Genomic DNA, 19951 nt, shown 5'->3' on the forward strand with positions numbered 1-19951 from the left:
TGCCTCCATCGTCGTTCCGGAGCGTGCCATGCGCCGTCCCCTGCATCTGTCCGCTGCAGCCGTGCTGCTGCTCGTCGTCACCGCCTGCACCTCGCTCGGTGTCGTCTCGGCCTGGCTCAACGACCAGGTCGCGTTCACCACGCCGCAGCTGCAGCGCCAGCTCGACACACGTTTTCCGCGCACGTTCGACAAGCTCGGCGGCCTGGTGTCGGTCACGCTCGACAATCCGCACCTGACGATTCCGCAGGGCAACCGCCGCCTGCGGCTGGATTTCGACCTCGGCGTCGGCGGCGTGGCGGCGGATGACCGCCCGGGCCGTCTTTCTCTGGTGAGCGGCCTGCGCTACGACCCCGCGACCCGCGGCCTGCATCTCGAGGATCCCGAGCTGCTGCAGTTCGATCTGCCCGGCTCCAACGCCCTGCTCAAGGGCGGCGCGCGCGGCATCGTCAACAGTCTGCTGTCGGAGTACGCGCGCAGCGAGCCGGTCTATCGCCTTGACGACGATCTGCTGTCGAAGCTGCCCTCGGGCAAGCGCATCGGCAACGTCGAAATCACCGATGGCCGCGTGGTGGTGCATCTTGCGCGCTGACCGCGGCTGCTTGCGGCACGGCGCCGCCCTGGCCGTCGCATTCGCCCTGGTGTGCGCTCTCGGTGCATGCGACCGCGATGCGGCACGCGTCGATGCCGCAGCGTCGGGCCAGTCGACAGACGGCCCGCTGCCCCAGCCGCAGCAGAACGCGGGCGGCGTCACCGGCCTGAGCGGAGAGCCGGGCCCCGGCAACATCCCGCTCGGCGGCGAACAGCCGCTGCCCGAAGCCGGTATCGAGGAAGATGCCCTGCTGCCGCTCGAGGACAACCCGGAAACCGGCCTGGCCGGCGTGCCGGGCGAGACTGCAGTCGCCGGCCCGGAACCGACACCCGAGGAAGCGGCGGCGGTGATCCGCACCTACTACGCGGCGATCAATGCGGTCGATTACGCGCGCGCCTACGCACTATGGTCGGACGGTGGCCGCGCCAGCGGGCAGTCGCCCGAGCAGTTCGCTGCAGGCTTCGGCGATACCTCGGTGGTGATGGTCGACATCGGCGCACCGGGCGCGGTCGAGGCCGCCGCCGGCTCGCGCTTCATCGAGGTACCGGTCTCGCTCCGTGCCCAGCAGACCGACGGCAGCAGCCGCCGTTTCGAAGGCCGCTACGTCCTGGTCCTGCGCCGCGCAATGGTCGACGGCGCCAGTGACGCGCAACGCACATGGCGGATTGCGTCGGCGGATCTGCGGGAAGTGTCTGCGGCGCCGTGATGCGCGACGCGTTTCGAGACTGGATGCGCCACTGAAGATTGATGAACACCTCTCCCTTTGGGAGAGGTCGACGCGCGCAGCGCGTCGGGTGAGGGTTGTGGCTTCGTGCGGGGATCAGCGAGCGCCTGTTCTAATTGCTGCCAGCGAATCCCGGTCAAGCCCCTGCCCTCATCCCACCATCGGCATCCGCCGATGGTTCTCCCCGCGCTTCGAGCCCCCGGCCCTCGCGAGCTGGGAGGGCGTTCCTCGCCACGCGAGCCAGTGGCTCGCAAACGTGTCGCTTCTCCCCAGAGGGGGAGGGGCACATGCGTCCTCCGCTACGCGGAAGACACCATCATTTCTTCGGCTGCAGCATCGTGCCGGTGCACTTCTTCGAACCGCAGCGGCAACCCCACAGCTGCTTGAGCTTGGGCGTGTGGCGCTCGGCAAGGGTGATGCCGTAGTTGTAGGCCAGCTCTTCGCCGGCGGCGATGTTGCGCGTCGCCTCGATGAAGACCTTGTCTTTGTGCCGGCGTTCCTTTGGATCCTCTTGCACAACCGCTTCGCAGTTCGGTGCGCAGCTGTGGTTGATCCAGCGCGCGATGTTGCCGCTCTCGTTCGCGTCGATCACGTACTCGTCGTTGAGCGTGAACAGGAACGTGTGACCGTCTTCGTCCACGTCGCCATACGCCGCATCGACCTCGTCGTGCGTACGCAGCCGGCCCTTGTAGCGGACAATCCGTTCGCCCTTGGCGATGGCCTCGGTCGCGAACACGCCATTGCCGTGGATGCTCGACAGACGCGCCTCGATCTTCTTCGGCGTCTTGGGCTTCTTCGGCGTCTTGGGCATTGCGGATTCCATGGCGGAGTGAGCCCGCATTGTGGCCAACAAGCCGGCGACCCGCCAGCGTGCACGCGTCTCCGCCACGCGGTGCGATGAACGCAGGCCGCCAGTCTCATTGAGCTGACGGACCCAAAAGCGTACAATTTTGGTCCGCTTTCCTACGACGCTCGCCCGGTCGCCCCCGCCCGCAATGCTCCGTGTCACCAAGCTCACCGATTACGCCACCGTTGTACTGACCGTGCTGGCCGCACGGCCGGAGACGGTCATGAGTGCGGCCGACCTGGCGGACCAGGCCGGGCTCGAGTCACCGACGGTCAGCAAGCTGCTCAAGCCGCTGGCACAGGCCGGTCTTGTCGAGGGCTTTCGCGGTACCAACGGCGGCTACCGGCTGGCGCGTCCGGCAACGGCGATCAGCCTGGTCGAGATCATCGAAGCCATGGAAGGTCCGCTGGCGATGACCGAATGCAGTCTGCACGACGGCCAGTGCGGCATTTCCGCCAAGTGTGGTGTCCGCACCAACTGGTTGCGCATCAACGACGTCGTCGCCAATGCGCTGCGCAGCGTGACGCTGGCGCAGATGCTCGGCGATGCACGCGCCACCCCCCTTTCCACCGAAGCCGACGCGAAGCGCATCGACGCCCGCCTCGCTTCCGCATAGACAGTAGGCAGCCCCCATGGCCACCGACATCGCAGAACCGATTGCGAACGCAGAAATTCACGAGCAGCTCGGCCGTCGCTATGACGCCGGCTTCATCACCGACATCGAGTCCGACAGCTTTCCGCCCGGTCTCGACGAGGACGTCGTCCGCGCCTTGTCTGCGAAGAAGGAAGAGCCCGAATGGATGACCGAATGGCGCCTCGCCGCCTATCGCCACTGGCTGACCATGCCGGTGCCGCACTGGGCCAAGCTGTCGATCGCGCCGATCGATTTCCAGTCGGTCAGCTACTACTCCGCGCCCAAAGCCAAGTACGCCTCGCTCGACGACGTGCCGCAGGAGCTGCTCGACACCTACGACAAGCTCGGCGTGCCGTTGCATGAGCGCGCCAGGCTCGCCGGCGTCGCCGTCGACGCGGTGTTCGATTCGGTTTCGGTCGGTACGACGTTCAAGAAGGAGCTCGCCGAGAAGGGCGTGATCTTCTGCTCGATGTCCGAGGCGATCGCCGATCATCCGGAGCTGGTGAAGCAGTATCTGGGCAGCGTGGTGCCGGTCGGCGACAACTATTTTGCCGCGCTGAACTCGGCCGTGTTCTCCGATGGCAGCTTCGTGTTCATTCCCAAGGGCGTGCGTTGCCCGATGGAACTCTCCACCTACTTCCGTATCAATGCCGGCCACACCGGCCAGTTCGAGCGCACGCTGATCATCTGCGAGGACAAGGCCTACGTGTCCTACCTCGAAGGCTGCACCGCGCCGATGCGCGACGAGAACCAGCTGCATGCGGCGGTCGTCGAGCTGGTCGCACTGGAAGACGCCGAGATCAAGTATTCGACGGTGCAGAATTGGTATCCCGGCGACGAGAACGGCAAGGGCGGCATCTACAACTTCGTGACCAAGCGCGCGGAATGTCGCGGCGACCGCAGCCGCGTGGTCTGGGCGCAGGTCGAGACCGGTTCTGCGATCACCTGGAAGTACCCGTCCTGCGTGTTGCTCGGCGATGACTCGAGCGGCGAGTTCCACTCGGTCGCGCTGACGCACCACCGCCAGCAGGCCGACACCGGCACCAAGATGATCCACGTCGGCAAGCGCACCAAGTCGAAGATCGTCAGCAAGGGCATCAGCGCCGGTCGCGGGCAGAACACCTATCGCGGCCTGGTCAAGATCGGCGCGGGCGCCGAGGGCGCGCGCAACTACACCCAGTGCGATTCGCTGCTGATCGGCAAGCAGTGCGGCGCGCACACGTTCCCGTATATCGAGGTCAAGCACCCCGGTGCGACCGTCGAGCACGAGGCCACCACCTCGAAGATCAGCGACGACCAGCTGTTCTATTGCCGCACGCGCGGCATCAGCGAAGAAGACGCGGTCAGCCTGATCGTCGACGGCTTCTGCAAGCAGGTCTTCCGCGAACTGCCGATGGAGTTCGCCGTCGAGGCCAAGAAGCTGCTCGACGTGTCGCTGGAAGGCTCGGTCGGCTGACGCCGGCCGAACCTTCGGGATTCGGACTACGGGATTCGGGATTCGCAAGAGCCCAACCGCAGTCAGGTTCCCCGCTTTTTCCGAATCCCCAATCCCGAATTTCGAATCCCTATGCTCAATATCGACAACCTCCACGCCTCCATCAACGAGCGCGAAATCCTCAAGGGCCTTTCGCTGCACGTGAAGCCGGGCGAAGTCCACGCGATCATGGGGCCCAACGGCGCCGGCAAATCGACGCTGGGCAACCTGCTCGCCGGTCGCGACGGGTACGAGGTCACCGACGGTACGGTCGCGTTCCAGGGCCAGGATCTGCTGGCGCTCGAACCCGAAGAGCGCGCCGCGGCTGGCGTGTTCCTCGCGTTCCAGTATCCGGTCGAGATTCCGGGCGTGAACAACACCTACTTCCTGCGCAGCGCGCTCAACGCGCAGCGCAAGGCACGCGGTGAGGAAGAACTCGACTCGATGCAGTTCCTCAAGCTGGTGCGCGAGAAGCTGGCCGTGCTGCATCTCGACGACCGCCTGCTGCACCGCGGCGTCAACGAAGGCTTCTCGGGCGGCGAGAAGAAGCGCAACGAGATCTTCCAGCTGGCCGTGCTCGAGCCGAAGCTGGCGATCCTCGACGAGACCGACTCGGGCCTCGACATCGACGCGCTGAAGAACGTCGCCGACGGCGTCAACGCGCTGCGTTCGAGTGAGCGCGCCTTCATCGTGATCACGCATTACCAGCGCCTGCTCGACTACATCAAGCCGGATGTCGTGCACGTGCTGGCCAACGGCCGCATCGTGCAGACCGGGGGTCCGGAACTTGCGCTGCAGCTTGAAGAGAAGGGCTACACCTGGATCAAGGATCGCGTCGCGCCGGAGACCGCTGTCTGATGAGTGTCCTGCTCGACTCTCTCGCCGCCGGATTCAAAGGCAACGACGCACGTCGCGCGGCCCTCGACGCGACGCTCGCCACCGGCCTGCCCGGCCCGCGCAGCGAGGCCTGGAAGTACACCTCGCTGCGCGCACTGGAGCGTCGCAGCTTCGTCGTGCCGCAGGCCGATACTGCCGTCGATGCGGATCTGCTGGCCGCGATTCCCGCGCCGCGCCTGGTCTTCGTCAACGGTCGCCTGTCCGCAGCGCTGTCCGATGCGGGCGCCACCGTCGCCGGCCTGTCGATCGGCACGCTCGCCGATGCCGGCACGCTGCCCCAGATCGACAATCGCGACGACGCCGTGTTCGCCCGCCTCAACGGCGCACTCGCCCGTGACGGCGCGTCGATCTCCATCGAGGCCGGTGCCCGCGTCGAGACGCCCGTGCATCTGGTGTTCGTCGGCGCGCCTGCCGAGGGCGACCTCGCCTGGCATCTGCGCCACCACATCACGCTCGGCGAAGGCGCGTCGCTGACCCTGGTCGAGCATCACCTCGACGCCGGGGCGCACCGCCATCTCGACAACACCGTGATCTCGGTGCGTGTCGCCGACCGCGCCGAGCTGCACCACGTCCGCCTGCAGCACCGCGGCAATGGCGCGACCAGCTTCCTGCGTACCGATGCCGAACTGCAGACCGCATCGGTCTACACCCGCGTCGATGTCGAGGCCGGCGGCGCGCTGTCGCGTCACGAACTCGATGTGCGCCTGCTCGGCGACGACGCGCGTCTGACCGCAAACGGTGTGCTGCTGGCCGGCGGCCGCGCGCACGTCGATACGCGTCTGGGCATCCGCCACATAGCGAAGAACACCGCCTGTGAACTCAAGTGGCGGGGGATCGGCGACCAGCGCGGTCGCGTCGTGTTCCATGGCGGCATCACCATCGATGCCGGCGCCGACGGTACCGACGCCCGCCTGTCGAACAAGAACCTGCTGCTGTCGCCCACGGCCGAGATCGACACCCAGCCGGTGCTGGTGATCCACGCCGACGAGGTGCAGGCCGCGCATGGCGCGACCGTCGGCCAGCTCGATCCGGGGGCCTTGTTCTATCTGCGTTCGCGCGGACTGCCGGCCCCGGACGCCCAGCGCCTGCTGACCGCCGCGTTCGTGCGCGAGCCGCTGTCGACGATCACCGATCCCGCCCTGCGTGCACACGCCGAGGCCGGCCTCGATCGCGTGCTGTCGGGGCTCGCGCTCGTATGAGCGCCACCCTGCCACCGCTGACGCCGCCGTTCGATGCGCCCAGCGCGCCGGTCGCGCGCGACGGCAGCGTCGACTGGGCCGCGGTGCGTGCGGACTTTCCGCTGTTGCTGCGCGAGGTCCACGGCAAGCCGCTGGTCTATTTCGACAACGCGAACACCGGCCAGAAGCCGGCATCGGTGATCGAAGCCGTCGACGGGTTTTACCGGCGGCAGAACGCCAACGTCAGCCGCGCCGTGCACCAGCTCGGCACAGAGGCGACCGAGGCTTTTGAAGGCACGCGCACGAAGCTTGCGCGGTTCCTCAATGTGCGCAGCGATGAACTCGTGCTGTGCAGCGGCACGACGTTTGCGATCAATCTGGTCGCCTATTCCTGGGCGCTGCCGCGGCTGAAGGCCGGCGACACGATCCTTGTCTCGCGCATGGAGCATCACGCCAACATCGTGCCGTGGCAGCTCGTCGCCGAGCGCACCGGTGCGACGGTGCGCGTGGCCGAGATTCTGGAGGACGGCACGCTCGACCTCGACGCGCTCCGCCGCGCGATGACGCCCGACGTCAAACTGCTCGCGCTGGCCCACGTGTCCAATGTGCTCGGCACCGTGAACCCGGTCCGCGAGATCTGCCGCGGCGCGCGCAAGCGCGGCATCGTCACGGTCATCGACGGCTCCCAGGCCGTGCCGCATCGCCGCGTCGATGTCGCCGCGCTCGGCTGCGATTTCTACGCCTTCACCGGCCACAAGATGTGTGGCCCGACCGGTACCGGCGCGCTGTGGGCGCGCCGCGAGCATCTGCAGGCCATGCCGCCGTTTCTCGGCGGCGGCGAGATGATCAAGGAAGTCAGCTTCGAGAAGACGGTCTACAACGACCCGCCGCATCGCTTCGAAGCCGGCACGCCGAACATCGCCGGCTTCGTCGGACTCGGCGCCGCAGTCGACTATCTCGACCGGCTCGGCATGGACCACGTCGAGCGCCGCGAGGCCGAGTTGCTCGCGCATCTCACCGGATCGCTGCAGGAGATCGACGGCCTGCGCATCTTCGGCACTGCGCCGGACAAGGCCGCGGTCGTGTCGTTCCTGATCGAAGGCGCGCACGCGCACGATCTCGCCACACTGCTGGATCTCGAAGGCGTCGCGATCCGCTCCGGCCAGCACTGCGCGCACCCGTTGCTGCAGTTCTACGGCGTCGCCGCCACCTGCCGCGCATCGCCCGCGTTCTACAACACGCACGAGGAGATCGACGCCTTCGTCGCCGCGCTGCGCAAGGTGCGCCTGCTGCTGGCGTGACGCGGCGCCTGCGCACCTGCAACGCAGCCTGAGAAGCCGCCACCATGACTCCGCGCGCGCAGTCGCGTAGCCAGCGCGGGATAATGCGGGCGTCACGACTTCTACCGCCGCCATGTCCGCTCCCGTGTTCCGCACCGCCACGCCCCTCGATGTCCCCGCCCTCGTCAACCTGGTGACGTCCGCGTACCGCGGCGAATCCAGCCGCAGCGGCTGGACCACGGAAGCCGACCTGCTCGACGGCGCGCGCATCGATCCCGATGTACTGGCGCGCGACATCGTCCGTCCCGACAGCCGCGTCGTCGTGATCGATGGCGCAGACGGTCGCCCACTCGCCTGCGCGCACGTCGCGATCGAGGATGGTTTCGGCTACTTCGGCATGTTCGCGGTCGACCCCACGCTCCAGGGCCGGGGCACCGGTGACGCCCTGCTGCGCGAATGCGAGCGCATCGCCCGCGACGAATGGCGCCTGCCCGGCATGCGCATGGCCGTCATCGACGTGCGTGATGCGCTGATCGCCTTCTACGTGCGCCGTGGCTACCGCCGCACCGGCGTGCACAAGCCGTTTCCCTACGGCGACACCCGCTTCGGCATTCCGCGCCGCGAGGACCTGCGCTTCGAAGTGCTGGAGAAGACCTTTGGAGTTGCACCATGAGCGAGACCTGGACCTTCGTCTGCGCCACTGCCGAGCTGTTGCCAGGTGAGATGCGCACCACCTTTGACGAGATCACCAGCGTGCCGATCATCGTCTTCAACCTCGACGGCGCGCTGTACGCGCTCGAGGACCAGTGCAGCCACGAGGACTTCGGTCTTTCGAGTGGCGGCGCATTCGATGCGGCAACCGGCACGATCGAATGCGTACTGCATGGTGCGAAGTTCGACGTACGCGATGGCCGTGCCCTGTGTGCACCGGCGTATGAACCGGTGGCGAAGTTTCCGACCAAGGTCGAACACGGCGGCGTCTGGACGCGAGACGACCGCGACTGACACGCCCGACAGCGCGACCTGACCGCAAAAGGAATCGTTATCCTTTGATGTCGAGAATCATTCTCGGTTAAGATTCGTCGGCGGGCATTCGGCCTGCCGGGGGATCCACGTGCCGCAGGGCATTCGACCATCGATCGCACAGTTCACCGCGCGCCTGCGCGCGGCAGGCACGTTGCGCAGCACCACGGCCGTGCTGCTGTGCGTGATGATGGTCTGGGCTGCCACGCTGGGACCGGCAGTAGCCGCCACGCTGTCCAACGACGCGTTGCCCCAGGCCCCAGCCCTTGAGCAGGGCGGCGAAGTACCGGTTGTCCCAGAAGCCCTGTCGGCCGCGCGCACGACGCGGGCCGCGCCTCGATCCGCGACGCCGACCGAGGCGCCCACTTCGCTCGCAGGCGTTTCCGCGCTGCCTGCTTCCCCACGTCGATCGCGCCCGCATGCGCATCGCCCACGCCTTGTCCGCACATCACGGCGCCCAACAGCATCCCGCGGTCGCCAGCATCGCGGACGGGCGCCGCCACGCTGAAACCGCCTGCCGGCCCCGCCGGCGTGCCGACCGATCTTCGCGCAACCGTTGTGCGGCATCGCGCGGCTGGCCACACGCCCTTGCATTTCCACACCGGCCAGCCGACGCCACGCCGCGCTTCGACTCCGTCCAACGAGACCTCCATGACCCGTTTCCCGATCCGTCGCCCGCTCGCCATCGCCCTGCTGGGCCTGTTGTCGGCGCCCGCGCTCGCCGACAGTGCCCCGGCGGCGTCGGCCACCGACTTCGACACCATCGTCGTCACCGCCGCCGGCTTCGAACAGAAGCTCACCGACGCGCCCGCGAGCATCAGCGTCATCACCCAGGAAGACCTGACCAAGCGCCCCTACATGACGCTGCTCGATGCAGTGCGCGACATCGAAGGCATCGATGTCGGCGAGACGCGCGACAAGACCGGCCAAGGCTCGATCTCGATGCGCGGCATGGGCTCGGACTACACGCTGATCCTGGTGGACGGCAAGCGCCAGAACAACCACGGCGACATCTACCCCAACAACTTCGGCGGCAACCAGTTCAACCACATCCCGCCGCTGGACGCGATCGAACGCATCGAGGTGATCCGCGGCCCGGCGTCCACGCTCTACGGCGCAGATGCGATGGGCGGCGTCATCAACATCATCACCAAGAAAGTGCTCGATGCCTGGCACGGCTCGGCGACACTCAGTCGCTCGTTCGAGGACAGCGAATTCGGCGACGACACCACGGTCGATGCTTTCGTCACCGGGCCGCTGGTGCCGGGCGTCCTCAACCTCAGCGCGCGTGCCAGCTGGTACGACCGTGAGGCGTCGAACCCGGTCTACGCGCCGATCACTGATCCCGACGGCGTCGAGCGCACGCGACCGCTCGGCTTCGGCGGCGGCGGCAAGACCGTCGACAACACCAACAAGGCAGGCGGCATCACGCTGGCCTGGATGCCGACCGAGAACCAGAGCCTGACGCTGGACTACGACACTTCGCGCCAGGAGTACGACAACGCGATCAAGATCAACGACCAGGGCGTCGAGGAATACCCCGTCGGCACGGTCGACAACATCAACAGCATCTTCACCGCCGGCAACTTCTGCCTCGGCGCTGCCGGCGCGAACGCGAACGCCTGCAGCGCCAATGGCGGCACCTGGGCACGCCGCGCCAATCCGCGCGTGGGCTACGGCGCAGTGCAGGAGTTCACCCGCGATGCGTGGTCGCTGACCCACGAAGGCCGCTGGGACTTCGGCAACAGTTTCGTCTCGCTGTCGCATGTAGCGACCAACAACGACGGCCGCACGATGCCCTTCACCGTGGACGAGCGCGCCGAACTGCTGCGGATGATCGACGGCACCGGCCCCTACGCCGGACTGTCGCTGGCCGAGCGTCGCGCTCTCGCGGAATCCACGTTCCTGCCGCGCCCCAAGCGCACGCTCGAGAGCGCGCAGTACACGCTCGACGCCAAGCTCGATATTCCGTTTCAGCTGGCCGGCGACCACACCGCCGTGTTCGGTGCGCAGGTGATCCAGGGCGAACTGACCGACGGCATCTTCGGCATCGAAAGCGGCACGCCGGGCCTGAAGCAGGAACACAACATGTACTCGCTGTTCGCCGAGGACACCTGGTACATCACCGAGCCGTTTGCGCTCACCGCCGGCCTGCGTTGGGATGATCACGAGATCTTCGGCAACCACCTGAGCCCGCGGCTGTACGGCGTCTACACCGTGAGCCCGCAGTGGACGATCAAGGGCGGCGTGAGTACCGGTTTCAAGACGCCCAAGACCACCCAGCTCTACGACGGTGTCATCGGGTTCGGTGCACAGGGCACGCTGCCGATGTTCGGCAACCCGGATCTGCAGCCGGAAACCAGCACCAGCACCGAGCTGGCGGTCTACTGGCAGAGCCCGGACGGCCACAACTTCAACCTGACCCTGTTCCACAACAGCTTCGACGACAAGATCGCGTCCCAGTCCTGTGGTCCGGGCACCACCCTCACCTGTACCAGCGCCGGCGAGTTCGCCGACATCGGCTACGCGTCGAGCAGCAGGACGGTCAACATCGACGAGGTGGTGATCCAGGGCGCCGAAGTCGCTGGTCGCTGGCAGATCAGCGAGGCATTCGGCTTCCGCGCGAACTACACCTTCACCGACAGCGAGCAGAAGAGCGGCAGCGAGGCAGGTCTCCCGCTCGGCAACAGCGCGCGCCACATGGCCAACGCCACGCTGGACTGGCAGGCGAGCGAGCGTTTCAACCTGTTCTTGACCGCGGAAGCCCGGTCCAAGCGCTATCGCGGCCTGCATGCCATCACCGGGGAGGTGCTGACGTACAAGGACTACGAGGTGCTGCACCTCGGCGCGTCGTTCAAGCTCAACGAGTCGGTCACCTTCAACGGGCGCATCAACAACCTGCTCGATCGTGACTTCACTACCTACGACACCGAGTTCCGCGAACTCGATGGCACTCCAGGCTTCGACGGCACCGACGAGATCCTCTATTACGACCACTACAACAACAAGGACAAGGCGCGCGGTCTCTGGCTGAGCGTCAACGTCCGGTTCTAAAGCGTCCGGCTCCAAGTGGCTGTATCCCATGCCTCGCTCGGCATCGGGATAAAGCCTCGAGGACGATGCGCCCGCTCCGTCGATCCGGAGCGGGCGTTTCTGCTGCCGCGATGGCGTCTTATGTGCGCTGCGGCTCAGGCGGCAGGCGCGGCGCGCTGGAATCGGGCCAGCAGCACTTCCCCGCCGCCATCGAGTACATGACGACAACGGCCACCGGGCGCCCGGAGCAGCAGGGTGTCGCCGCGTTCGAGTGGCCGCATGTGCGTACCGGCGAGACGCGCCTGCCCCGCGAGCAGGTGCACCATCCAGCAATCGCCGGTATCCACGAACACGACCATCGTGCCGACCAGGGGGCGGTGCCAGGTCGACGCCACCACCTCGCCCGGATGCCACATCAGATTCAGCGCGCTCACCGCCGGGCCGGCTGGCTCTCCACGTAAAGCGCGCTCGCCCGCAAAACGCAGCCGCGCATGCGGCGGCTGCAGGTCCGAGACCTGCCCGTCATCGAAGCGCAACGTCAGCCCATCGCCGGCAAGCAGCATCAGCTCCCGCTCGACCCCTTCAAACCGGGAAAATGCCGCAGGTTGCTCGATCTCGGCGATCGACAGACGCCAGGTCCAAGCGCCCGCCTCGGCGCCCGGTTCGGCGTGGATCTCCCGCGTCCATCCCAGATTATTGCGCCAGCGAAGACGCCGTGCCTCGTGCGCATCGATCCGCTGGAAGGATGAGAATTGGCCGGAAGACTGGGCGCTCATGCCCCAAGTCTAGAACGCCGGCCTGGGACTTTGGGCGAGCCGCCCGGACTGGGCTGATGGGGCAATGCATGTCCATCAGGTGAGGCGTCGCGCCACTGGCACTTGGTCACAACAAGCGTCACGCTTTTCAGCGTCCAGTCCGCGGCGCCGGGAAGCCGGCGTGCTTGGGCTGTTGGCCTCAGTGAACGGACATCCGCCCCGCCCGTTCGCACTCGCAGCGTGTCGCGAGCGAGGTCCCACGCGCCGTGCAGGCGCAATGGGGGAGCAATTCGGGCGTCGGCTCGGACTGCCATCGCCCAAAAAAAGATCGCCCGCATCGCATCCATTGCGAGGCGGGCGACGATTACGTCCCTGTAGCGGCATCCTGCCGGTCCCGTGGAGCGTCCTGCTCCTCGCCTGACGCCGGCACTCCCTGTGCCAACCTCAGCGATGGGTCAAGGTCAGCGCAGTTGCGCTGCCCCCTTGTTACCGGCAGCGGGCGGGTTCGGTGCCCGCGCCGCACCTGCCTGTGATCCGGCGGCGCCCACATCGATGCGATCGACGTTCTGCTCCACGGTCCGCAACCCGATGCCCCTCACCTGCGCCAGTTGCTCGGCGCTTCGGAACGGCCCGTTCTCATCCCTGTAGGCCACGATGGCTTCTGCCTTGGCCTGTCCCACGTTGTGCAGCACGCGTGCCAGCGTGGCTGCATCGGCAGTGTTGATGTTGACCTTCTCAGCGCTTTCGTTTGCGAACGCGGTACCTGCCAACAGCAGCGAAAGGCACAACGACGCCAGAACGGCTCGGATCGACTTCATGTCCTAACTCCTTGGTATTGGGTGGAATCCATTCCCGACTGGCGATTCATTCGTCCTTGCCGGTATTGCCAGTCTTCCCAACACCACGCAGACAGAGTATCCGCGGCCCCGCTGGGCGATAGCCAGCCGAACGCCCGAACCCTTGTAGGAAATTTCCTACACAGGCGTCCGCGATAGAATTGGTGTTTACGCACACTGGATACCCGAATGGACAGCAGCCAAACCGACCGATTCGTTGGCGCCAAGTGGGATGACGAAATCGTTCCCCAGCTTGTCGAATACATCCGGATTCCGAACAAATCGCCGATGTTCGATGCCGACTGGGTCGCCAACGGCCACATGGAGCGCGCGGTCGAACTGATGTCGACCTGGGCGCAGGCCCAGTCGATCCCCGGCATGGTGCTGGAGGTGGTCCGCCTCGAAGGCCGCACCCCGCTGATCTTCATCGAGATTCCCGCTGCCAACGGCGGCAGCAATGAGGACTGCGTGCTGCTTTACGGGCATCTCGACAAGCAGCCGGAGATGACCGGTTGGGACGACGATCTCGGCCCATGGAAGCCGGTGATGCGCGACGGCAAGCTGTACGGCCGCGGTGGCGCCGACGACGGCTACGCGATCTACGGCTCACTGACCGCGATCCTGGCACTGCACGAGCAGGGCCTGCCACATGCCCGCTGCGTGGTGCTGATCGAGGCCTGCGAAGAATCGGGCAGCTACGATCTGCCGGCCTACGTCGACCACCTCGCCGATCGCATCGGCAGGCCTTCGCTGGTGGTGTGTCTGGACTCGGGTTGTGGCAACTACGACCAACTGTGGTGCACGACCTCGCTGCGCGGCCTCGCCGGCGGCAATCTAACGGTCAAGGTGCTCGACGAAGGGGTGCACTCGGGCGATGCGTCCGGCGTGGTGCCATCGAGCTTCCGGCTGCTGCGCCAGCTGTTGTCGCGAATTGAGGACGAGGTGACCGGGCACATTCTGGTCGAGGGGCTGCATGCCGACATACCTGCCGAGCGCCTCGAGCAGGCGCGTCGCGCAGCCGAGGTGCTCGATACCGCGATCTACGACAAGTTCCCCTTGACCGGGACGCTCCAGCCGATGTTCCCGAAGAACGCGGATGGGCAGGTTTCCGAAGATCTGTCGGAACTGGTGCTCAACCGCACCTGGCGTCCGGCGTTGTCGGTGACCGGCGTCGACGGCATTCCGTCGCTGCAATCAGCAGGCAATGTGCTCCGCCCGCACACTGCGGTGAAGCTCTCACTGCGCCTGCCGCCGACCGTCGACGGTAAACGCGCCGGTGAGCTGCTGAAGGAAGCGCTGTTGACCGATCCGCCGAATGGCGCAACCGTCAGCCTTGTGCTGGAGAAGGCCGCAACCGGCTGGAATGCACCGGCGATGTCGCCATGGCTTGCGAAGGCGATTGACGATGCCAGCCATGCCTTCTTCGACAAGCCTGCGATGTACATGGGCGAAGGCGGCTCGATCCCGTTCATGGGCATGCTCGGCGAGAAGTTCCCCGGCGCGCAGTTCATGATCACCGGCGTGCTCGGCCCGCACTCCAATGCGCACGGCCCCAATGAGTTCCTGCACATCGAGATGGGCAAGCGTGTCACCAGCTGCGTTGCACGCGTGATCACCGAGCACCACCACGCGGGCCAGCGTGGCGAGACCACCGGTGCAGCGGTTGTGGCCGACAGCGGCACGCGACACGGTGACCACGGCTGCTGCTGAGATAAGCGACGGGTCGGCGGATCCACCGGCCCTTTCGTTATCCAGCGCTTTGTTCATTCGGTTCGAGCCAGGTAGTCGATGACCTGCGTCGCCAGCGACGCGGTGTCATGACGCACAGTGTCGAGCACCAGATCGGCGGCCTCAGGCACCTCATACGGCGCGTCAATGCCGGTAAAGTTAGGCAGCTCGCCGCGACGCGCCTTCGCGTAAAGACCTTTGGGGTCGCGCCGCTCTGCCTCCGCGAGCGGCGTATCGACGAACACCTCGACGAAATCACCGGACTCGAAAAGTGCGCGTGCGGCAGCGCGCTCGGCACGGTAAGGCGAGATGAAGCTCACGAGCACGACCAGACCCGCATCCGTCATCAATCTGGCGACCTCGGATACCCGCCGGAGATTCTCGACGCGATCGGCTTCCGTGAATCCGAGATCGCGATTGAGTCCCTGGCGCACGTTGTCACCATCCAGCAGATAGGTATGCACGCCGCGTGCGTGCAGCGCGCGTTCGACACGATTGGCGATCGTGGACTTGCCGGCGCCGGAAAGGCCGGTGAACCAGATGCAACGTGGCCGCCGGCCTTTCATCGCTGCGCGCGCCGCACGGTCGACATCCAGCGCCTGCCAGTGCAGATTGTCTGCGCGGCGCAGACCGTGCCGGATCATGCCCGCGCCCAATGTCGCGTGGCTGACCGGATCTACCAGCAGGAACGCGCCGAGTAGGCGCGACTCGGCATACGGCGCGAAAACGATCGGTGTATCCAGCGCGAGCGTCACCCGGCCAATGTCATTGGCCCCGAGCTGCTTGTCTGCCAACAGCTGAAGCGATACCGGATCGAGCCGGTGCTTGAGTTCGCCGATACGGCCCGCCGTCACCCGTCCTGCGGTCCGGCACAGATATCGCCGGCCGGCCACCAGCGGCGCAGCACCGAACCAGAACACGTCTGCGACGAACTGGTCACCGTGCAATACCGGCGAACCTCCGCGCGCCAGGACAGCGCCGCGCGCCGCATCGACCTCGTCGGCGAACCGGACCGCCACTGCATCGCCGTCGACTGCGAAATCGGCTACATCGCCCGCCACGCGCATCGCAGTCACCACCGCCCTCGTGCCATCGGGCGCAACCTGCAGACGTGCACCGACCCGCAACACATCGCCACACCAGGTTCCCGCATACCAGCGCGCGCCGCCGACCTCACGCAGCAACATCTGCACCGGCAGACAATCAAGCCTCGCGCGACGCGGCATCGACTGCAATGCTTCAATCGCATCCAGTACGGTGGGGCCATCGTGCCACGCGAGATGCGGCGAAGGCACGGCAACGTTGTCGCCATCGGCCGCCGCGACGGGCACGGCCTGTACCGAATCGATGCCCAGAACAGAAGCATGCGCGCGGTAGTCCGCTTCGATCGCTTCGAAAGGCCCGCGTGCGAACGCCACCCGGTCCATCTTGTTGATCGCCAGGACCACGTGGCGCACGCCGAGCAATGCGGCGATCGCAGTGTGCCGGAGCGTCTGCGGGGAAAGCCCCTTCTCCGCATCCACGAGCAACACCATTGCATCGGCGGTCGAAGCCCCGGTCGCCATGTTGCGTGTGTATTCGACGTGTCCGGGACAGTCCGCGATCAAAAAGCGTCCACGCGGGGTGCGCAGATGCCGCCAAGCAACGTCGATCGTAATGCCCTGTTCGCGCTCCGCGGCCAAGCCGTCCAGGAGAAGCGCATAGTCGGTCGCACTTCCCCGTGTGCCGTACGTGGCGCTCGCGTCGGCGAGCGCAGCCAGTTCGTCGTCAGGCACGTTGCCGGCGGCCAGCAACAATCGACCGATCAGCGTGCTCTTGCCGTCGTCAACGCTGCCGCAGGCAACGACGCGCAGAATGCGCTCCGCCATCAGAAATAGCCCTCGCGCTTCTTCTCTTCCATCGAAGCACCTTCGGTGCGGTCGATTGCGCGTCCGGCACGTTCAGACTGCCGCCCGTCTTCCATCTCGGCAAGAATCGCGTCGATATCGGCCGCTGCGGATTCCACTGCCCCGGTCAAGGGATAACAACCCAGGGTGCGGAAGCGCACGCGGCAGAGACGCGGCTGTTCATCGATACGCAAGGTATACCGTTCGTCATCGACGACGATCAGCATGCCGTCGCGCTCGACCACCGGACGCTCGGCAGCGAAATAAAGCGGCACGACTGGAATCTGTTCGTGTCGGATGTAGCGCCAGATATCGCGCTCGGTCCAGTTCGACAAGGGAAAGACACGGACGCTTTCGCCTTCGCCCACCTTCGGGTTGTAAAGATCCCAGAGCTCCGGGCGTTGACGGCGCGGATCCCAGCGCTGGGCCTCGTCGCGGAATGAAAACACCCGCTCCTTCGCCCGCGACTTCTCTTCATCGCGCCGGGCGCCGCCAATGGCGGCGTCGTAGCGTCCAGCAGCGAGCGCCTGCTTCAACGCCTGGGTCTTCATGACGTCGGTGTGGACAGCTGCCCCGTGGCTCAACGGCCCCACGCCATCGCGGATCCCGTCGGGATTCACGTGTATACGCAATTCGAGGCCGGTCTCGGCGATGCGGCTGTTCCGGAAAGCGATCATCTCGCGGAACTTCCAGCGCGTATCGACATGCAGCAGTGGGATCGGCGCATGCGCCGGCGCGAAGGCCTTCTGCATCAGATGCAGCAGTACCGAGCTGTCCTTGCCGATCGAATACAGAAGTACGGGACGCCGGCATTCGGCAGCGACCTCGCGCAAGATGTGGATGCTCTCGGCCTCCAGATCACCGAGATCCCCGTCCAACGTCCGCATATGTCACTCCCGTGCGCCTCGACCTACGATTGTGGCGACGCATTGCTGATGCGGCAACGCTATCTTGCGTGAGCGGTCCGCTGGAAGACTATGTGGTGAATGCGTCGCCACTGTCGTGCGATAAGGTCGTACTTGGCCCTTCCACCGGGATCGCCCATGCTCCGTGCGCTGTCATGCATCCTGCTCGTGGCCGCGCTGTCGCCGGCACTCGCAGAAGACCTCGTCCTTCGCAACGCGTCCTACGACCCGACGCGTGAGTTCTATGCCGACTACAACCGCATGTTCGCGGCCGGATGGCGGCAACGCGGCGGTGGCGATATCGAGGTGCTGCAGACACATGGCGGCTCCGGCGCGCAGGCCGATGCGGTGATCGGCGGAGAACCGGCGGATGTCGTGACCCTCGCGCTCGCGGCCGACGTGGACCGGATCGCGGCAGCCGGCCTGCTCGATCCCGACTGGCGGAGACGGTCGCCGCACGACAGCGCGCCCTACATCTCCACCGTGGTGTTCCTGGTGCGCAAGGGCAATCCCAAACGCATCACCGACTGGGGTGATCTGGCAGGGGACGTCGCGGTGATCACGGCCGATCCCAAGACATCCGGTGCCGCGCGCTGGAGCTATCTAGCCGCCTGGACATGGGCGGCGCGTGCACATCGCGACGGCCAGCGCGTGCTGGCCTACATGCGCGAGCTCTACGCGCACGTGGCGGTGCTCGATCGCGGCGCGCGGGGCGCGCGTGACACCTTCATCGAGCGCGGCGTGGGCGATGTGCTGCTGACCTGGGAGAACGAGGCGCTCCGCGTACTGGCCGATGCGCAGACCAGCCAGGCATTCGAGATCGTCTACCCCAGCATCAGCATCCGCGCCGAACCGGTCGTTGCCGTCGTCGACCGCAACGCCGATGCGCACGGCGTGCGCGCAGTGGCCGATGCTTACGTCGAGATGCTGTACACCCCAGCGGCGCAGCGGCTGGTCACGCAGCACCACTTCCGTCCTGCCCTGCGTGAGGGTGTGCCGGCTTCGCAACTGGCGCGCTTCCGCCCCCTGACCATGGTCACCGTCGAAGACGCATTCGGCGGCTGGTCGAATGCGCAGGCCACCCACTTCGCCGATGGCGGCCTGTACGACCACATCCGCGCCACGCCCGCGCGCTGAGTTCGGGGCACGTCCGACGCTGGCACCACCGGCGCGTCGCCACCGTGGCGCCGCATCATCCGATTCAGTAGCGGCGTCGCCATCGACACGGTGGCGACGGCGATCAATACCAGGATCGAAGACAGACCCAGCTTGATCACGCCGGCCTGCAGCCGGATGTCGATCAGGCTCCAGCGCCATGCCGGCGCGGAACTTGATCAGTGCGCTGATCGCCTGCGCATTGCGCGGTTCTCGCCGGCCATGCGCGCGGCCGCCAGGCCGATAACGCAAAAGGCCCGCACTCGGCGGGCCTTCAACGTTCTCGCAATGGTGGCCGGGGAGGGAATCGAACCCCCGACACGGGGATTTTCAATCCCCTGCTCTACCAACTGAGCTACCCGGCCACTGCGGGAGGCGCATGATACGGGGCGGGCTCGCGAACGGCAACCGTTTTTCGAAAGCCCGTGTCCTGCAGCGCATTTCGGCAACCGCCCTCGAGCGGCCGGCAACCGGCAACGCGTTAACATCGGCCTCCACCCGCCACCGGAGCGCCGCGCATGAAACCGTGGAAACTGCTGACTATTCTGCTGATCGCCAGCTTCCTCACCGCCTGCGCAACCGGCCAGCGTCGCGTCTCCGAACCCACCGCGAGCCTCCAGCAGCTGAGTGTCGGTGCCGATGGCAACTGGTCGCTGGATCTGCGCCTGCAGAACTACAGCAGCATTCCGATGCGCTTCGAGTCGATCCGCTTCGCGCTGTCGGTCGGCGGCGAGGCAGTCGGCACGCTCGAGGCCGCGACGACATTGACGATCGGACCGGAATCGGCCGACATCCTCAACCTGAGGCTCGCGCCGTCGGCGGAAGGCCGGCTGCATGCGGCCGATGCGCTGGCATCGGGGCGCTCGCTGAACTACCGGATCGACGGCACCATCCGCGCCGCACCGGACGACCGCGGCAGCGCAAGGGACTACACCGTCCGCCGCGACAGCACGCTGAGCCCGGTACCCGGCCTGCCCGGCGTGATGCGCTGATGCCACCACGTCCTT

Annotated in this window: 18 protein-coding genes and 1 tRNA gene; 13 read left to right on the forward strand and 6 right to left on the reverse strand. The window is 66.4% G+C overall.

Translation table 11 applies throughout. The annotated features are described in order from the left end of the window. Positions 1 to 28: 28 nt before the first annotated feature. Entirely contained in the window at positions 29 to 589 is a 561-nt protein-coding gene (locus J2W68_RS00715; protein ID WP_310231663.1) for a DUF1439 domain-containing protein, read from the forward strand. Continuing rightward, complete coding sequence (locus tag J2W68_RS00720; RefSeq protein WP_310231666.1) at positions 579 to 1295, forward strand: hypothetical protein; 717 nt, start codon at positions 579 to 581, stop codon at positions 1293 to 1295. Before J2W68_RS00715 ends, J2W68_RS00720 begins: the two co-directional genes overlap by 11 nt. Before the next feature lie 334 nt (positions 1296 to 1629). Here the strand turns inward: J2W68_RS00720 and J2W68_RS00725 are convergent, their stop codons facing one another. Next, on the reverse strand, positions 1630 to 2124 hold the full coding sequence (locus J2W68_RS00725; protein ID WP_310231669.1) for an SET domain-containing protein: 495 nt from the start codon (positions 2122 to 2124) through the stop codon (positions 1630 to 1632). Between the two features lie 184 nt (positions 2125 to 2308). On the opposite strand from J2W68_RS00725, the gene J2W68_RS00730 reads away from it, so the two are divergent. The 8 genes from J2W68_RS00730 to J2W68_RS00765 all read left to right on the forward strand — a co-directional run bounded on the left by J2W68_RS00730 (position 2309) and on the right by J2W68_RS00765 (position 11700). Next, positions 2309 to 2776 carry an SUF system Fe-S cluster assembly regulator gene (locus tag J2W68_RS00730; RefSeq protein WP_310155378.1) on the forward strand — a complete coding sequence of 156 codons (468 nt, stop codon included), beginning with the start codon at positions 2309 to 2311 and terminating at the stop codon, positions 2774 to 2776. A 16-nt stretch (positions 2777 to 2792) separates the two neighbouring features. Then, positions 2793 to 4250, forward strand: a complete 1458-nt coding sequence (gene sufB, locus J2W68_RS00735) for a Fe-S cluster assembly protein SufB (RefSeq protein ID WP_310155375.1) — start codon at positions 2793 to 2795, stop codon at positions 4248 to 4250. Between the two features lie 111 nt (positions 4251 to 4361). Further along, entirely contained in the window at positions 4362 to 5126 is a 765-nt protein-coding gene (sufC, locus tag J2W68_RS00740; protein ID WP_310231672.1) for a Fe-S cluster assembly ATPase SufC, read from the forward strand. Further along, on the forward strand, positions 5126 to 6364 hold the full coding sequence (sufD, locus tag J2W68_RS00745) for a Fe-S cluster assembly protein SufD (protein ID WP_310231675.1): 1239 nt from the start codon (positions 5126 to 5128) through the stop codon (positions 6362 to 6364). Before sufC ends, sufD begins: the two co-directional genes overlap by 1 nt. Next, positions 6361 to 7644, forward strand: coding sequence for a cysteine desulfurase (locus J2W68_RS00750; protein WP_310231678.1), 1284 nt, complete (start codon positions 6361 to 6363; stop codon positions 7642 to 7644). The genes sufD and J2W68_RS00750 overlap by 4 nt, the downstream gene beginning before the upstream one ends. A gap of 112 nt (positions 7645 to 7756) precedes the next feature. Further along, the gene (locus tag J2W68_RS00755) at positions 7757 to 8296 is read left to right on the forward strand and encodes a GNAT family N-acetyltransferase (protein WP_310231681.1); all 540 of its coding nucleotides are present in this window, start codon (positions 7757 to 7759) and stop codon (positions 8294 to 8296) included. Further along, entirely contained in the window at positions 8293 to 8628 is a 336-nt protein-coding gene (locus J2W68_RS00760; RefSeq protein ID WP_310155359.1) for a non-heme iron oxygenase ferredoxin subunit, read from the forward strand. The genes J2W68_RS00755 and J2W68_RS00760 overlap by 4 nt, the downstream gene beginning before the upstream one ends. A gap of 669 nt (positions 8629 to 9297) precedes the next feature. Beyond that, positions 9298 to 11700: a TonB-dependent receptor domain-containing protein gene (locus J2W68_RS00765; RefSeq protein ID WP_310231684.1), complete on the forward strand. Its 2403-nt coding sequence runs from the start codon at positions 9298 to 9300 to the stop codon at positions 11698 to 11700. 134 nt (positions 11701 to 11834) lie between these two features. Here the strand turns inward: J2W68_RS00765 and J2W68_RS00770 are convergent, their stop codons facing one another. Both J2W68_RS00770 and J2W68_RS00775 read right to left on the reverse strand, forming a co-directional pair. Beyond that, positions 11835 to 12455 carry a HutD/Ves family protein gene (locus J2W68_RS00770; protein ID WP_310231686.1) on the reverse strand — a complete coding sequence of 207 codons (621 nt, stop codon included), beginning with the start codon at positions 12453 to 12455 and terminating at the stop codon, positions 11835 to 11837. 440 nt (positions 12456 to 12895) lie between these two features. Continuing rightward, entirely contained in the window at positions 12896 to 13252 is a 357-nt protein-coding gene (locus J2W68_RS00775) for a ComEA family DNA-binding protein (protein ID WP_310231690.1), read from the reverse strand. A gap of 207 nt (positions 13253 to 13459) precedes the next feature. Between J2W68_RS00775 and J2W68_RS00780 the strand changes: the two genes are divergently transcribed. Further along, the gene (locus J2W68_RS00780; RefSeq protein WP_310231692.1) at positions 13460 to 14980 is read left to right on the forward strand and encodes a M20 family metallopeptidase; all 1521 of its coding nucleotides are present in this window, start codon (positions 13460 to 13462) and stop codon (positions 14978 to 14980) included. 53 nt (positions 14981 to 15033) lie between these two features. Here the strand turns inward: J2W68_RS00780 and cysC are convergent, their stop codons facing one another. Together cysC and cysD are read right to left on the reverse strand one after the other, a co-directional pair. After that, positions 15034 to 16866, reverse strand: coding sequence for an adenylyl-sulfate kinase (gene cysC, locus J2W68_RS00785; RefSeq protein ID WP_310231694.1), 1833 nt, complete (start codon positions 16864 to 16866; stop codon positions 15034 to 15036). After that, a complete protein-coding gene (cysD, locus tag J2W68_RS00790) occupies positions 16866 to 17771 on the reverse strand; it encodes a sulfate adenylyltransferase subunit CysD (RefSeq protein WP_310231698.1) in 906 nt (301 codons plus the stop codon). Before cysD ends, cysC begins: the two co-directional genes overlap by 1 nt. Positions 17772 to 17927: 156 nt before the next feature. Between cysD and J2W68_RS00795 the strand changes: the two genes are divergently transcribed. Then, entirely contained in the window at positions 17928 to 18926 is a 999-nt protein-coding gene (locus J2W68_RS00795) for a sulfate ABC transporter substrate-binding protein (RefSeq protein ID WP_310231701.1), read from the forward strand. Between the two features lie 307 nt (positions 18927 to 19233). Here J2W68_RS00795 and J2W68_RS00800 read toward each other — a convergent pair. Then, positions 19234 to 19309: transfer RNA gene (locus J2W68_RS00800), tRNA-Phe, on the reverse strand. A gap of 153 nt (positions 19310 to 19462) precedes the next feature. Between J2W68_RS00800 and J2W68_RS00805 the strand changes: the two genes are divergently transcribed. Next, a complete protein-coding gene (locus J2W68_RS00805) occupies positions 19463 to 19936 on the forward strand; it encodes an LEA type 2 family protein (protein ID WP_310231703.1) in 474 nt (157 codons plus the stop codon). The last annotated feature ends 15 nt before the right edge of the window (positions 19937 to 19951 follow it).

The sequence above is a fragment of the Luteimonas terrae genome (assembly GCF_031457535.1).
Lineage (GTDB): Bacteria > Pseudomonadota > Gammaproteobacteria > Xanthomonadales > Xanthomonadaceae > Luteimonas > Luteimonas terrae_A.

Coding starts and splice junctions, on each gene's coding strand:
- J2W68_RS00715 (WP_310231663.1), top strand. CDS start 29: ATGCGCCGTCCCCTGCATCTGTCCGCTGCAGCCGTGCTGCTGCTCGTC.
- cysD (WP_310231698.1), bottom strand. CDS start 17,771: ATGCGGACGTTGGACGGGGATCTCGGTGATCTGGAGGCCGAGAGCATC.
- sufD (WP_310231675.1), top strand. CDS start 5,126: ATGAGTGTCCTGCTCGACTCTCTCGCCGCCGGATTCAAAGGCAACGAC.
- sufB (WP_310155375.1), top strand. CDS start 2,793: ATGGCCACCGACATCGCAGAACCGATTGCGAACGCAGAAATTCACGAG.
- J2W68_RS00775 (WP_310231690.1), bottom strand. CDS start 13,252: ATGAAGTCGATCCGAGCCGTTCTGGCGTCGTTGTGCCTTTCGCTGCTG.
- J2W68_RS00730 (WP_310155378.1), top strand. CDS start 2,309: ATGCTCCGTGTCACCAAGCTCACCGATTACGCCACCGTTGTACTGACC.
- J2W68_RS00765 (WP_310231684.1), top strand. CDS start 9,298: ATGACCCGTTTCCCGATCCGTCGCCCGCTCGCCATCGCCCTGCTGGGC.
- J2W68_RS00755 (WP_310231681.1), top strand. CDS start 7,757: ATGTCCGCTCCCGTGTTCCGCACCGCCACGCCCCTCGATGTCCCCGCC.
- J2W68_RS00725 (WP_310231669.1), bottom strand. CDS start 2,124: ATGCCCAAGACGCCGAAGAAGCCCAAGACGCCGAAGAAGATCGAGGCG.
- sufC (WP_310231672.1), top strand. CDS start 4,362: ATGCTCAATATCGACAACCTCCACGCCTCCATCAACGAGCGCGAAATC.
- J2W68_RS00760 (WP_310155359.1), top strand. CDS start 8,293: ATGAGCGAGACCTGGACCTTCGTCTGCGCCACTGCCGAGCTGTTGCCA.
- J2W68_RS00770 (WP_310231686.1), bottom strand. CDS start 12,455: ATGAGCGCCCAGTCTTCCGGCCAATTCTCATCCTTCCAGCGGATCGAT.
- J2W68_RS00805 (WP_310231703.1), top strand. CDS start 19,463: ATGAAACCGTGGAAACTGCTGACTATTCTGCTGATCGCCAGCTTCCTC.
- cysC (WP_310231694.1), bottom strand. CDS start 16,866: ATGGCGGAGCGCATTCTGCGCGTCGTTGCCTGCGGCAGCGTTGACGAC.
- J2W68_RS00795 (WP_310231701.1), top strand. CDS start 17,928: ATGCTCCGTGCGCTGTCATGCATCCTGCTCGTGGCCGCGCTGTCGCCG.
- J2W68_RS00750 (WP_310231678.1), top strand. CDS start 6,361: ATGAGCGCCACCCTGCCACCGCTGACGCCGCCGTTCGATGCGCCCAGC.
- J2W68_RS00780 (WP_310231692.1), top strand. CDS start 13,460: ATGGACAGCAGCCAAACCGACCGATTCGTTGGCGCCAAGTGGGATGAC.